We start from the raw sequence: 13,648 nt of genomic DNA on the forward strand, positions 1-13,648 counted from the left end.
AACGGACGCCGGAGCCGTCAGGCCTTGGGCTGATAGGTCTGCTCGGCCGTCGGAAAGCGCCGCGCGCGCACGTCTTCGGCATATTCGGCGACGGCGGCGTCGATCTCCGTCGCGAGCTGCGCATATTTCTTCACGAAGCGCGGCACCCGGTCGAACATGCCGAGCATGTCGTCGATCACGAGGACCTGGCCATCGCATTCGGCCGATCCGCCGATGCCGATCGTCGGTATGTCGATCGCGCGGGTCATCTCGATCGCCAGCGGTTCGACCACGCCTTCGACGACCAGCGCGAAGGCGCCGGCCTCGGACACCGCCTTCGCATCGCCGATCAGCTTGGCATATTCCTGCTGGCTGCGCCCGCGCGCGCCATAGCCGCCGAGTGCATTGACCGCCTGCGGGGTCAGCCCGACATGGCCGACGACCGGGATGCCGCGCGCACAGAGGAAGGCGATCGTCTCGGCCATCGCCTCCCCGCCTTCCAGCTTGATCGCCGCCGCACCCGTTTCCTTCATCACCCGCGCGGCCGATCGGAACGCCTGTTCGGGGCTTTCCTCATAGGAGCCGAACGGCATGTCGATGACGACCAGGCTGTGATAGCTGCCGCGCACGACCGCCGCGCCATGCGCGATCATCATGTCGAGGCTGACCGGCAGGCTCGACGGCAAGCCGTAGAGCACCTGCCCCAGGCTGTCCCCGACCAGCAGCATGTCGCAATGCGGATCGAGGATCTGCGCCATGCGGATCGTGTAGGCGGTCAGCATCACCAGCGGCTGCTTGCCCTTGGCGGCGCGGATCGCGGGCACGGTCAGCCGCTTCATCGGCGCCGGCGTCGGGTTCGCGCGGCTGGTGGCGGTGTCGATCTGGAAGGTGGACATTATATCTGGCCCTCAATTGCCGGGCGTGGGGCATCCGCCCCACTTGGCTTCCTCGCATAAGCTCGGGCGGCCTTTGGCCTTGCGGAGCCCTCGCGGGCTCCGACGTTAGGCCCGGCGTCGGAATATGTACATGTTTTGAAGGACCGGGCCTCAAGCGCCGGCGGCCACGTCCGTGGCCTTGGCTATCCTCGCATAAGCTCGGGCGCGCGGTCGCGCTTGCGGTGCCCTGCGGGCTCCGACGTTAGGCCCGGCGTCGGAACATGTACATGTTGTGTGAGGTTGGCCCTCAAGCGCCGGGCGTGGGGCATCCGCCCCACTTGGCTATCCTCGCATAAGCTCGGGCGGCCCTTGGCCTTGCAGAGCCCTGGCAGGCTCCGGCGCCAGACCCGGCGCTTCCGGGAAGCCAGCATCTACGGATTCTGGACGCCCGGCGTCTGAGGGTCAATCCCTCAGAGCATCCCCAGCGCAGCCATGTAGGTTTCGAGGATCATCGCCTCTTCCTCATGCTCGCCCTTCTTCTTCTTGCGGATGGCGAGCAGCTTGCGGACGATCTTGGTGTCGTAGCCGCGGCTCTTCATCTCGGACATGACGTCCTTGATGTCGTCGGCGATGCCCTTCTTTTCCTCTTCCAGGCGCTCGACCCGCTCGACGAACAGACGCAGCTCCTGCGCTGCGATGCTGCCCTTGTCTTCGGTCGTGTCGGCTTCGGCCATGATTCGTCTATCCCTGCATGCGGTGAAGGCGAGACGCTGTAGAGGCAGCCGCCCCCGCGCTCAACGGAGAATAAGCGGACGGGCCGCGACCGGTCGCATGGGCCGGCGGATTACGCAATCGATAGCATTGACATGACGGAGGGGGTTGTCATCTCCACAGGCCGGTCTATCCCCTGTCGCATCCTCCCCCGATTGAGATCAGGAAAAGACACGTGGAGAGCCAGATTTCCCCCCGCCAGCGCAAGGTTCGCGTGCTGGCCACGCTCGGCCCGGCGAGTGCCTCGCCCGAAATGATCGCGCGCCTGTTCAAGGCCGGCGCCGACGCCTTCCGCATCAACATGAGCCACGGCACGCATGAGGACAAGGTGCCGCTGGTGCAGGCGATCCGCGCGATGGAGAAGGAGTTCGGCCGCACCACCACGATCCTGTTCGACCTGCAGGGCCCCAAGCTGCGCGTCGGCAAATTCGCCGAGGGCCGCGTGATGCTCGAGACCGGCAAGCCCTTCCGGCTCGATCGCGATCCGACGCCCGGCGACGCGACCCGCGTCGAACTGCCCCATCGCGAGATTTTCGAGGCGCTGAAACCCGGCACCCGCCTGCTGCTCGACGACGGCAAGCTGGTCCTGCGCGTGCGCAACGTCCATGCCGACTGGATCGACACGCTGGTCGAGGTCGGCGGCGCGCTGTCCAACGCCAAGGGGCTCAACGTCCCCGACGTGATCGTGCCGATGGCCGCGCTGACCGAGAAGGACCGCCGCGACCTGACCTTCGCCTGCGAACATGGCGCTGACTGGATCGCGCTCTCCTTCGTCCAGCGGCCCGAGGACGTCGCCGAGGCCCGCCGCCTGATCGGCGGCAAGGCGGCGCTGCTCGCGAAGATCGAGAAGCCGGCGGCGGTCGAGCGGCTCGAGGAGATATTGGAGCTGGCCGACGCGGTGATGGTCGCGCGCGGCGACCTGGGCGTCGAGCTGCCGCCCGAGCGCGTGCCGCCGATGCAGAAGCGCATCGTCGAGACCGCGCGCCGCATGGGCCGCCCGGTCGTGGTGGCGACGCAGATGCTCGAATCGATGATACAGTCGCCCTCGCCCACCCGCGCCGAAGTGTCCGACGTCGCGACCGCCATCTATGACGGCGCCGACGCGGTGATGCTGTCGGCCGAATCGGCGAGCGGCCAGTGGCCGGAAGAGGCGGTGTCGATGATGAACGCCATCGCCATGTCGGTCGAAAGCGACCCCGGCTATGCCGCGCGCCTGCACTTTACCGAGACGCTCCCCGACGCCACCACCGCCGACGCCTTGGCCGAGGCCGCCGCGAGCATCGCTAACACCGTGTCCGCCAGCGCGATCGTCTGCTTCACCTTGTCGGGCTCGACCGCGCGGCGCATCGCCCGCGAGCGGCCGATGGTGCCGCTGATGGTGCTGACCCCGCAGGCGGCGACCGCCCGCCGCCTCGGCCTCCTCTGGGGCGCCCACGCCGTCCGCACCCGCGACGTCGCGAGCTTCGAGGAGATGGTCGCCAAGACCAAGCGCATGGTCCTGCGCCACAAGCTGGCCCAAGCCGGCGACCGCATCGTCGTCGTCGCCGGCGTCCCCTTCGGCACGCCGGGCTCGACGAACATGATCCATGTCGTCCGCCTGACGGGGGATGAGTTGAAGGGCTATGGGGGGTAGGGGTTCTATCTGCGAGGATGAGATCAGGAAGTAGATGAGCGAACGCGATTTCCCTGCAGTCATTCAACGCAACTTTGCGTGGCGTCTCGCATTTTGGGGAATGCTCGCGCTCTCGATTGGATGGCTGCTCCTCGCCGTTTTGATATGGCCCAGAAGCTTAGAGGCTTTGATTCACCAACCGCTACTCCGCAAACCAAGCGGGAGTTGGGCGATGGTAGGCGTCTCGATCATTGCTCTGATGCAGCCTCCAGCGTTGGCATGGCTTATCTATCGCGCGGTTCGCGGCCGCTACTCCCGACGCGCAGGCGCGCTCATTGTCAGTGCCGCTGCACCTCTCTCTACCCTCGCAGCAATTGCATTACTGATGACAACTGCCAAAGTGCTCGAGAAACGCGCACTCCATGAACATGAGATGCGCCTATCCACCGGATCGATTTCCTATGTCTGTGAGAAAGATCATCCGTCGGTAGACTTTCGTCGCGACGCGATGCGGTCGACTCAGTTGATTCTAACCAAGCATCGACATGGCGATACTCCGCCGACTTGGACCATTGCTTGGCCTGCGGAAATGGCCGGAGCCGCCGCGAACTTCGACGCCGATACAGGCAGTATAGGCGGATCACAGGGCATACAGTGGCGAGCCGCCCGGGGACGGTACTCTGCCACGCTTTCGTTCAGCGATGTGCTCGGTGAGTATGGGACAGCGACGATTTGGCTGCGGATGAAGCGGTCGGATGACCGGGATTTTAGTCGGGACAGTGATCCGGCCTATATTGATATGACTTGCGGCCCCGATCCAGAAAGCTATCGCGCGAACGAGTGATCGCGGCGTTTTTCTTGTCCCGCAAGACCGTTCACTTCTCCTCCTTTCCAGACGGCTCGATGTATCTGAAAAGTACGGTTGGGGGTAAGAGATCGAAACCTGTCAATGTCGGATGGTATGTCATCCGCTTCGGCGTTTAGCTTTGCAGGAAAGGTACTGAGGATGCGACGGCGAATAATCACCACGGTCGCGATCTTGGCGGCCTTTTATCTCGGCTGGTGGCTGCACGGCTTCATCAATATCGATCAGTGCCTTGATGCAGGCGGCGTTTGGGACGACCGCCACAATTTTTGCAGCCACCTCGATTGAAAGCTCCCTTGGCTTCCGCCACACCTCTTCCAAACATATCCTTCGGGGGAGCCGTCATGAAACCCGTCACCGCCTTTGCCGTAGCCGCCCTGCTGCTGGGCGGCACACCCCTCGGCGCCGCGCCTGAGGAGAAGGCGGACAAGGCGCCGGCTTCGGCCACCCCCGCCCCGCCCGAAGCATGGGCGCCTGAGGAAGTGCGGAGCAGTGGCAGCGTCACGGTCGGGGGTGCGCGCATTCCCTATCAGGCGATTGCGGGGACGCTGATCGTCCACCCGAAGGACCATGACGCCGACGAGGCGAAGGCGGGGGACAAGGACGCGCCCGAGGCGTCGATGTTCTACACCGCCTATGTCCGCACCGGCGGGCCGGCGGGATCGCGGCCGATCACCTTCCTGTTCAATGGCGGGCCGGGGTCGTCGACGGTGTGGCTGCACATGGGCGCCTTCGGCCCGCGCCGGGTCGTCACCGGGGATGCGGGGCAGGTGACGAGTGCGCCCTATCGCACCGTCGACAACGCCTTCTCGCTGCTCGACGCGTCGGACCTCGTCTTCATCGACGCGCCCGGCACCGGGTTCAGCCGCACGCGGGGGAAGGACAAGGACAAGGCCTTTTACGGGGTCGACCAGGATATCCACGCCTTTGCCGATTTCATCACGCAATTCCTCACCCGGCACGGGCGCTGGTCGTCGCCCAAATATCTGTTCGGGGAAAGCTACGGCACGATGCGGGCGGCGGGGATGACCAAGGCTCTGCAGGATGTCGACGTCGACCTGAACGGGGTGATCCTGCTGTCCGACATCCTCAACTGGGACCTGGTCCCCGACGATCCGCAGACCAACCCCGGCGTCGACCTGCCCTATGTCGTGTCGCTGCCGACCTATGCCGCGACCGCCTGGTATCATCGCCGCGTCGCCGACCGCCCCGACGACCTTAAGGCCTTCCTTACCGAGGTCGAACGCTTCGCCACCACCGATTATGCGCTGGCGCTGATGCAGGGCAATGCGCTGCCCGAGGCGCAGCGGCAGGCGATCGCGGCGAAGCTGTCGGCCTATACCGGCCTGTCCACCGCCTATCTGCTGCGCAGCAATCTCCGCATCGAATATGGCGCGATGCAGAAGGAGCTGCTGCTCGACCAGGGGCTGACCACGGGCACGCTCGACACACGCTTCACCGGCTATACGATCGACCCGCTGTCGAAGCTCGCCGGCTACGACCCGCAGAGCGCGGCGGTGGGCGCGGCCTATGTCGCGGCGTTCAACGATTATGCGCGCGGCACGCTGCGCTATGGCGCGGGGCGGCCCTTTCGCTCCGGCATCGATATCTATGGCAGCTGGGACTATAAGCATCAGCCGCCGGGCAGCGGAAAGCCGCTGATCGCGCTGCCCAACGTCCTGCCCGACCTGGCGGTGGCGATGAAGCGCAACCCGGCGATGAAGATCCTGGTGACCGGCGGCTATTTTGACGTGTCGACGCCCTATTTTGCGGGGCGCTACGAACTGAGCCACCTGCCGGTGCCGCCCGCGCTGCAGGCGAATATCGACTATCGCTATTATCCGTCGGGCCACATGGTCTATCTCCACGCGCCGTCGCTGCAGGCGATCCACGACGATGTCGCCGCCTTCATCCAGCGGAGCGCGGGCGGACGCTGATCCTCCCGCCAGCCCCGATCAGCCCATAGCAATCAGGCCGGCACGCGCTCCGCATGGCGCGGCGGGGCGATCCGGATCGGGCAGGCGACGGCGAGCCCCAGCACCGCGTTGATCCGCCCGAGGCCGAGCCATTTCGCGCAGGAGGCGATCAGGTCGGCGATCTCGGCCGCGCTGAAGGCCGCGCGTATCTCGTCCCAGAAGGCCTCGTCATAGGCCTGCTTGCCCGAGAGGGGTCGGGCGATTCTTACGGCGGCGTCCAGGAGGAGGGGATGTAGACGCCGCCGTTTCCGGCCAGGCCGAAAGGGGTCAATGCTTGCGGAAAGCATCCTCGATGCTGACGACGCTCACCACCAGCATGAAGAGCGCGGCCGCCGCCACCGGCAGATAGAGATAATGGTCACCGATGAAGCCGATCATGTCGCTGTCTCCTCGTTCGATGAGAGGAGTTTCGCGCGGCGCGCGTGATTCGCATTTGATCGAGGTCAAAGGCTGAAAAAACTTTGGGAGACCTGTCCAGCGGTCAGAGCAGGCCGCGACGCTCCAGCTCGGTACGCAGCGGGATCGCGCCCTGAAAATGATGGCCGGCGATGCCCAGTGCCTCGGCGGCGCGGACATTGTCGTCGCGGTCGTCGATGAAGATCGCCTCGTGCGGCGCGAGGCCGAAACGGTCGAGCGCGAGCCGGTAGATGGCGGGATCGGGCTTCACCAGCCGCTCGGTGCCCGACACGACGATATCCTCGAACAGATTGAAGATCGCCGCCTCGCGGGTGCGGAAGGGCGGCCAGAATTCGTCGCTGAAATTGGTGATGGCATAGAGCGGGACGCCGCGCGCGTGCAGCGCGCGGACGATATCGCCCATGCCCGGCAACAGGCCGGTGACGGTCTCGGAGAAGCGGGGACCGAAGGCCGCGATCGCCTCGGCGAAGCGCGGCCACAGCGCGATCAGCTCGGCGCTCGTCTCGGCGAAGGGCCGGCCGGCATCATGCTGGTTGTGCCAGTCGAGCGTGACGACATCGCGCAGAAACAGTTCGAGCTCGTGCGTGGGCACGAGCTTTTCGAAGAACTGCCGGAGGTTCCAGTCGTAGAGCACATTGCCGACATCGAAGATGACGGCGCGCGTGCGACCCTCGACCAGCGGGGTGATCAGCCCTGACGCGCCTTGAAGCGGCGGTTGGTCTTGTTGATCACATAGGTGCGGCCACGGCGACGGATCACGCGGTTATCCCGATGACGGTCCTTGAGGGACTTGAGCGAATTGCGGATCTTCATGGCGAACGCGCCTGCTTTCTAACCTGATATGTTGAAAAACGAGGCGTCCCCCTATGGTCTGGCCGCCGATGAGTCAATGTCTGTTTTGCCCGGCCGCCCGTGCTCATCGTGCAAATCGGCCCCGTTTCCATCGTCCTGGACCATATTCCATCCCCTGTCGCGGCGAATCGTTCATGGACAGTCCAGTTTTCATGATGCACCCAAAACGACGCTGCGGCGTTGAGATCGGAGCATGGCCGGAGAGCATCGGCCGGGAGGTTCTGTATGAAGTCGATTGTGTCCAAGGCGATCCTGCTCGGTTGCGCGGCGGCGCTGGCCGGCTGTGCGGCGCAGACCCCCGAGGTCCGCGTGACCCGTTTCCATCTGGGCCAGCCGATCGCGTCGGGCGAGATCGCGGTGACGTCACGCGACCCGACGCTGGCCAAGGATCTGGAGTTCCAGACCTATGCCCGCATCGTCGCGTCGGAGCTGCAGCGCCAGAATTTCAGCATCGCACCCGACATCGCCAGGTCCGAACAGGTCGCGGTGGTCGACGTCGAGCGCAACTGGCGCCCGACCGGCCAGCGCAGTGGATCGTCGATGTCGATCGGCCTGGGCGGCGGCAGCGGCGGCGGCTGGGGCGGCGGCACCGGCGTGGGCCTGGGCGGATCGGTCAGCTTCCCGATCGGCAAGTCGAAGGAGCGGATGGACGTCGCCACCCGCCTGTCGGTGCAGATCAAGCGCCGCTCGGAAGGCACGATCATCTGGGAAGGCCGCGCCGAGACCATCTCGCGCGACGGCGCGCCCGAATCGGCACCCGAGGCCGCCGTCTCTCGGCTCGCCTCGGCTCTGTTCAGGGACTTCCCCGGCCGTTCGGGCGAGACTATCACGGTAAAATGACAGCATTTGACGGCATCGCCATTTCGAGCCGCTTCGACAGCGGCAACATCTCGGTCCTCGGTCGCGAGGGAAACCGCTTCGACCTGGCCATCTACAAGGACCACCTGTCCGACTTCTACCAGTGGTTCCACTTCCGCCTGACCGGGGCGAAGGGGGTTCCGCTGGTCCTGCGCATCGGCAATGCCGGTGGCGCGGCCTATCCCCAGGGCTGGACCAACTATCGCGCCTGCGCCTCTTCGGACCGCGAGACGTGGCGCCGGGTGGATACCGACTATATTGACGGCGCGCTGACGATCCGCATCACGCCCGAGGCCGACGCCGTCTGGCTCGCTTATTTCGCGCCCTATTCGATGGAACGCCACCATGACCTGGTCGCGCGCATCGCCGGCCGGCCGGGCGTCCGCCACGAGCGGATCGGCGAGACGCTCGACGGACAGGACATCGACCTGCTGACCCTCGGCGAGGGACCGAAGACAGTGTGGCTCTACGCGCGCCAGCATCCGGGCGAGACCATGGCCGAATGGTGGATGGAGGGCGCACTCGAGCGGCTGACCGATCCGCATGACCCGGTCGCGCGCAGCCTGCGCCGCCGCGCCACCTTCCACATCGTCCCCAATATGAACCCCGACGGATCGCGGCGCGGCCATCTGCGCACCAATGCGGCGGGCGTGAACCTCAATCGCGAATGGGCCGCGCCGACCGCCGAGCGCAGCCCCGAAGTGCTGTGCGTGCTCCAGCGCATGGACCAGACCGGGGTCGACTTCGCGATGGACGTCCATGGCGACGAGGCGATCCCGCACGCCTTCATCGCGGGTTTCGAGGGCATACCGAACTGGACCGAGGATCAGGGCCGGCTCTATCATCTGTTTCGCGACACGCTGGCGCGCTGCACGCCCGATTTCCAGACGCGCCACGGCTATGGCGTCGCGCCCAAAGGCAAGGCCAATCTGGCGATGTCGACCAACCAGCTCGCCCAGCGCTTCGGCTGCGTGTCGACCACGCTGGAAATGCCGTTCAAGGAGAATGACGACCTGCCCGATCCCGAGCATGGCTGGTCGCCCGAACGGTCGATGCGGCTGGGTCACGCCTGCCTCGACGCGCTTCACCAGATATTGGACGAACTGCCGGCGCGGGGCTGACCGCGCCGGCCGCGCGGTTCAGGCGCGCCCCGCCCCGCGTTCGGTCGCACTCTCTTGTAGAAGTGCCACCGTCGCCTCGTCGAGCGGGCGATCGAAGCGGCAACCCGCCTCGCGGCCGTCGGCCCAGACGATGTGCGCGTCGACCAATCCCCGTCCGGGCAGCGCCAGGCCGATCGAGGTTTCGGGTTCGAGGTCCTGATAGAGGCGCAGCCGGGCACCACCCGAGGAAATGTCGATGATGCGGCAGGGCGCGCGGCTTGCCGTCCTCAGGCGAATCTGGGTTTCGAATGCGGCGGCATGCCGGGGCGCCGTCCTGCGGCATCGACCTTCACGGACCACCACTTCCGAAGAAAACATAGATCTCCCCTGCCGCGCCGATCCCCACGGCCCCCGCCGCTGGTCGCCATCGATCGCGATCGCCTAAGGGGTATTACTGAGGTCGCCCCGGACGAGCAACGGCCAATCTGGCCAGCGGAGTCAGGCGTCCAGCTCGATGTCCCAGTAGAGCCAGTCGCGCCAGCTCTGGTGCAGATAATGGGGCGGGAAACTGCGCCCATTTTCCTGCAATTCCCAGCTGGTCGGCCGGCGCGGCGTCTCGAACAGGCGCATGCCCGCCTGGCGCGGGGTGCGTCCGCCCTTGCGCAGATTGCACGGCGCGCAGGCGGTGGAGACATTCTCCCAGGTCGTGCGCCCGCCCTGGGCGCGCGGGATGACATGGTCGAAGGTCAGGTCGGTCGTGGCGCCGCAATATTGGCAGGAGAAGCGGTCGCGCAGGAACAGGTTGAAGCGGGTGAACGCCGGGTGCTCCGACTGGCGCACATATTGGCGCAGCGCGATGACCGAGGGCAGCTTCATCGCAAAATTCGGGCTGCGCACCTCGCGGTCATATTGGGAGACGATGTCGACCCGTTCGAGGAAAACCGCCTTTATCGCCGTCTGCCAGTTCCACAGCGACAGCGGATAATAGCTGAGAGGGGTATAGTCGGCATTGAGGACGAGCGCCGGGCAACTGTCCGGATGGCGCATAAGATCGGAGTGGTACATGGTCGAACCAGGCCTCCCGCAAAGTGGAGAACCGGTCGCTTCGCCCTCGACCTTCCGTTCGCACACCGGAACGCCTATGGCCGAACCGGCCGCGTCCTCTGTGGCCACTCTTTCGCCGGAAAGCGTGACATGGGCATGACAGCATTTCCGTTGACTCCTCGTCAAGAGTCCGAATGCACGGGCCGCTGATTTCCCGATTCGCGCCGAGCCCGACAGGGCGTCTGCATCTGGGTCATGCCTATTCGGCGATGCGTGCCCACGACCTTGCCCGCGCCGCCGGTGGGCGCTTCCTGTTGAGGATCGAGGATATCGATCCGGGCCGCTGCCGGCCCGAGCATGTCGCGGGCATCATCGGGGATCTGCGCTGGCTGGGCCTTGACTGGGACGGGCCACCCCTGTTCCAGTCGGCACGCCTGCCGCTCTACGCCGCCGCGCTCGACCGGCTGAAGGCGATGGACCTCGTCTATCCCTGTTTCTGCACCCGCGCGCGGATCGCCGCCGAGATCGCCGCCAGCGCCAGCGCGCCGCACGGCCCCGATGGCCCGCTCTATCCGGGGCTCTGCCGCACGCTGTCGGCCGGCGAGCGCGCCGCCCGGATCGCCGCGGGCGAGGCCCATGCCTGGCGGCTCGACTGCATGCGCGCCGCCGCGCTGGCGGGGCCGCTTCAGTGGCACGATGAGCAAGCCGGCAGCGTGACCGCCCGGCCCGACATCCATGGCGACGTCGTCCTCGCGCGCAAGGACGCGCCGACCAGCTATCATCTGGCCGTCACGGTCGACGATGCGGCGCAGGGCATCAGCGACGTGGTGCGCGGCCGCGATCTGTTCGAGGCGACCCATGTCCACCGCCTGCTCCAGGCGCTGCTCGGGCTGCCGACACCGCATTATCATCATCATGGCCTGCTGACCGACGCAGACGGCAATCGCCTCGCCAAGCGCGCGGGATCACCCTCGCTGGCATCGATGCGCGAAGCGGGGGCCGACCCGGCCGCAATCCTGGCGCAGCTGCGCGAGGCGCGCGACACGGCCTGATCGGAGAAGCCCGGCTCAGCCGCCGATGCGCGCGGCGGTGCGGGCCGTTGCCCGGTAGAGCAGCGCCAGCAGCAGCACGACCAGCAGCGTCCCCGCCGCCATGGCGACGCCCGGATGCCCGCCGCCCACCAGCGCCAGCGGTTCGCCGCTACCGGTCGCGACGATCAGACCGGCCAGCAGCACGCCGAACAGGCTTTCGCCGACGATGAAGCCCGACGCGAGCAGCACGCCCAGCCGCTGCGCGGCGCCCTCGCGATGGCGCCGGTCGTAAAGATGGCCGATCACTGCACCGATCACCACCGGCAAGGTCGCCGACATCGGCAGATAGATGCCGATGCCTACCGCCAGCGGCGGCAGGCGCAGCAACCCGCGCCGGCCGAGCAGCGCATCCAGCGCGACCAGCACGAGACCTGCGCCCGCGCCGAGGAAGATCATGTTCCAGTCGAGCCCTTCGCCCAATATGCCCCGCGCGAGCCCCGCGATCAGCGTTGCCTGCGGGGCGGGCAGCGGTGAGGCGGGGCTTGGCAACCCCGTGCCCGGCAGCGGCGCGAAACCATAGGCGCGGTTGAGCAGGTCGAGGATCGGCGGGATCACCGCCGAGCCGGCGAGCGTGCCGATCATGAGGGCAACCTGCTGCTTCCAGGGCGTGGCACCAATCAGCTGGCCGGTCTTGAGATCCTGAAGATTGTCATTGGCGATCACCGCGCAGGCGAGCACGAGCGCGGTCACGAACAGCGCGAAGGCGACCAGCTGCGGAACCGCATCAGCCCCCGCCAGCGGCCGCACCGCCACCGCCAGCAGCAGCGCCGAGCCCAGCACCGCTAGAATGGCGAGCCCCGATACCGGGCTGTTCGACGAGCCGATCAGCCCGGCCATATAGCCGCACACGGCCGCGACGAAGCCGCCCATCAGCAGGACATAGATGTAGAAAGCGAAGGACAAAGGCAGCGCCATGCCGGCGAGCGGACCACTGCGCAGAAAATGCCACAGCAGCGCGAGGATCGGCAGCGCCACCAGCGCAACGATGATGGCGAGCCAGCCGACCGGCATGTCGCGCTCTTCGATCGGCAGCAGCGCACCTTCGGCCTTGCGGCGGCGCGAGGCGGCAACCGCGTCGGCCATGCCCTGCCACAGCGGGCGGGCGAGCTTGCCGAGCGTCCAGATCGAAGCGGCAGCGATCACCCCGGCGCCGAAAAAGCGCACCTGTCCGCCGAACACCGCCAGCGCGGCGTCTTCGGCAGGGCCCGGCGCGGCGGCGATTGCCGACAAGATCGGGGTGGCGACGCCGAAAGCGATCAGCAACCCGAGCCCCATGGCAAGCCCGACCGACAGGCCGACAAGATGGCCGGCGCCCAGCAGCGCGAAGGACAGGGAAGCGGAGATGCCGGTGGCCGCAGACGTGCCGCCGATGCGGAACCAGGTCGACGCTTCGGCCGCAACCAGCCTGGTCGCGCCCAGCAAAGCAAAGCCGACCGAGGCGAGCGAGCCCAGCCCGATCGTCCGCAGCCCGGCCCGTGCCTCGGCCGCACCCTCGACGGTCTGGGTGCCGACCTTGAGCACCTCGGCCGCCGCGACACCCTCGGGATAGGGCAGGTCGGATCCGGTCACGAGCGCACGCCTCAACGGCACCGACAAGACCACCCCCATCATGCCGCCCGACGCGCAGAGCAGGAAGGTCTGCCAAAAAGGAAAGCCCTGCCACCAGCCGATCATCACGAGTCCGGGCAGAACGAAGATGATCGAGGCGATGCAGCCCGCCGCCGATGCCACCGTCTGGACGATGTTGTTTTCGAAGATCGTGCTGCCCCGCACCATCCGCAGCAGCGCCATCGAGATGACGGCGGCGGGGATGGAGGTCGCGAAGGTCAGGCCGACCCTGAGCCCGAGATAGACATTGGCCGCCGTGAAGATGAAGGTGATCGCGATACCGAGCAGCACGCCGCGCAGCGTGAGCTCCCGCACCATCTGGCCGGATTTCGCCGTCATTCGCACACCTCGCTGCCGTCCACCGCCTGAATGCGCCCCCACAGCCATCCTGACAATGGCGTCCTGAGTTCAACGCAGGTGCAGTGAACTGACAAGAGTGAAACACGAAAAAATGGCAGATTCAAACCTTTGCGCTTTCTTTTCGCAGGTGCACATTTTTTGCTTGCCGAATCATGTTCGCAGGCGCACAAAGATCAGGCCTTTCAGGCATCCTCTCCTAAAACTTTCAAGGCCGGCCCCTCGGGACCGGCCTCTTTTTTG

Annotated in this window: 15 protein-coding genes; 7 read left to right on the forward strand and 8 right to left on the reverse strand. The window is 66.4% G+C overall.

Annotated elements, in window-relative coordinates; genetic code table 11:
• Positions 1–17: 17 nt before the first annotated feature.
• Entirely contained in the window at positions 18–875 is an 858-nt protein-coding gene (panB, locus tag ACNI3R_RS13085) for a 3-methyl-2-oxobutanoate hydroxymethyltransferase (protein ID WP_426183969.1), read from the reverse strand.
• A 449-nt stretch (positions 876–1,324) separates the two neighbouring features.
• A complete protein-coding gene (locus tag ACNI3R_RS13090; RefSeq protein WP_165323549.1) occupies positions 1,325–1,588 on the reverse strand; it encodes a DUF2312 domain-containing protein in 264 nt (87 codons plus the stop codon).
• A gap of 212 nt (positions 1,589–1,800) precedes the next feature.
• Here ACNI3R_RS13090 and pyk point away from each other — a divergent pair, with 212 nt between their 5' ends.
• From pyk to ACNI3R_RS13110, 4 genes are all read left to right on the forward strand, one after another.
• Positions 1,801–3,258 carry a pyruvate kinase gene (pyk, locus tag ACNI3R_RS13095; RefSeq protein WP_426183971.1) on the forward strand — a complete coding sequence of 486 codons (1,458 nt, stop codon included), beginning with the start codon at positions 1,801–1,803 and terminating at the stop codon, positions 3,256–3,258.
• Between the two features lie 34 nt (positions 3,259–3,292).
• Positions 3,293–4,081 (forward strand): hypothetical protein, encoded by a 789-nt coding sequence (locus ACNI3R_RS13100; protein WP_426183973.1) that lies wholly within the window; start codon positions 3,293–3,295, stop codon positions 4,079–4,081.
• A 162-nt stretch (positions 4,082–4,243) separates the two neighbouring features.
• Positions 4,244–4,390 (forward strand): hypothetical protein, encoded by a 147-nt coding sequence (locus ACNI3R_RS13105; RefSeq protein WP_426183975.1) that lies wholly within the window; start codon positions 4,244–4,246, stop codon positions 4,388–4,390.
• 56 nt (positions 4,391–4,446) lie between these two features.
• Positions 4,447–6,039, forward strand: a complete 1,593-nt coding sequence (locus tag ACNI3R_RS13110) for a S10 family peptidase (protein WP_426183977.1) — start codon at positions 4,447–4,449, stop codon at positions 6,037–6,039.
• Positions 6,040–6,071: 32 nt separating this feature from the next.
• On the opposite strand, the gene ACNI3R_RS13115 is transcribed toward ACNI3R_RS13110, so the two are convergent.
• The 3 genes from ACNI3R_RS13115 to ykgO all read right to left on the reverse strand — a co-directional run bounded on the left by ACNI3R_RS13115 (position 6,072) and on the right by ykgO (position 7,308).
• Positions 6,072–6,365: a carboxymuconolactone decarboxylase family protein gene (locus tag ACNI3R_RS13115; RefSeq protein ID WP_426183978.1), complete on the reverse strand. Its 294-nt coding sequence runs from the start codon at positions 6,363–6,365 to the stop codon at positions 6,072–6,074.
• A gap of 194 nt (positions 6,366–6,559) precedes the next feature.
• Positions 6,560–7,174 carry an HAD family hydrolase gene (locus ACNI3R_RS13120; RefSeq protein ID WP_426184197.1) on the reverse strand — a complete coding sequence of 205 codons (615 nt, stop codon included), beginning with the start codon at positions 7,172–7,174 and terminating at the stop codon, positions 6,560–6,562.
• 8 nt (positions 7,175–7,182) lie between these two features.
• On the reverse strand, positions 7,183–7,308 hold the full coding sequence (gene ykgO, locus ACNI3R_RS13125; RefSeq protein ID WP_003046794.1) for a type B 50S ribosomal protein L36: 126 nt from the start codon (positions 7,306–7,308) through the stop codon (positions 7,183–7,185).
• Positions 7,309–7,572: 264 nt separating this feature from the next.
• Between ykgO and ACNI3R_RS13130 the strand changes: the two genes are divergently transcribed.
• Both ACNI3R_RS13130 and ACNI3R_RS13135 read left to right on the forward strand, forming a co-directional pair.
• Positions 7,573–8,187, forward strand: a complete 615-nt coding sequence (locus tag ACNI3R_RS13130; protein ID WP_426183986.1) for a DUF4136 domain-containing protein — start codon at positions 7,573–7,575, stop codon at positions 8,185–8,187.
• Positions 8,184–9,326: a M14 family metallopeptidase gene (locus ACNI3R_RS13135; RefSeq protein WP_426183988.1), complete on the forward strand. Its 1,143-nt coding sequence runs from the start codon at positions 8,184–8,186 to the stop codon at positions 9,324–9,326. The genes ACNI3R_RS13130 and ACNI3R_RS13135 overlap by 4 nt, the downstream gene beginning before the upstream one ends.
• 18 nt (positions 9,327–9,344) lie before the next feature.
• On the opposite strand, the gene ACNI3R_RS13140 is transcribed toward ACNI3R_RS13135, so the two are convergent.
• Positions 9,345–9,683 (reverse strand): PilZ domain-containing protein, encoded by a 339-nt coding sequence (locus ACNI3R_RS13140; protein WP_426183990.1) that lies wholly within the window; start codon positions 9,681–9,683, stop codon positions 9,345–9,347.
• A gap of 120 nt (positions 9,684–9,803) precedes the next feature.
• Positions 9,804–10,370 (reverse strand): HNH endonuclease, encoded by a 567-nt coding sequence (locus tag ACNI3R_RS13145; RefSeq protein WP_426183992.1) that lies wholly within the window; start codon positions 10,368–10,370, stop codon positions 9,804–9,806.
• 173 nt (positions 10,371–10,543) lie between these two features.
• Between ACNI3R_RS13145 and gluQRS the strand changes: the two genes are divergently transcribed.
• Positions 10,544–11,401, forward strand: a complete 858-nt coding sequence (gluQRS, locus tag ACNI3R_RS13150; protein WP_426183994.1) for a tRNA glutamyl-Q(34) synthetase GluQRS — start codon at positions 10,544–10,546, stop codon at positions 11,399–11,401.
• Between the two features lie 15 nt (positions 11,402–11,416).
• On the opposite strand, the gene ACNI3R_RS13155 is transcribed toward gluQRS, so the two are convergent.
• Entirely contained in the window at positions 11,417–13,387 is a 1,971-nt protein-coding gene (locus ACNI3R_RS13155; RefSeq protein WP_426183996.1) for an OPT family oligopeptide transporter, read from the reverse strand.
• Positions 13,388–13,648 lie beyond the last annotated feature (261 nt).

The sequence above is a fragment of the Rhizorhabdus antheiae genome, from assembly GCF_049889055.1.
GTDB lineage: Bacteria > Pseudomonadota > Alphaproteobacteria > Sphingomonadales > Sphingomonadaceae > Rhizorhabdus.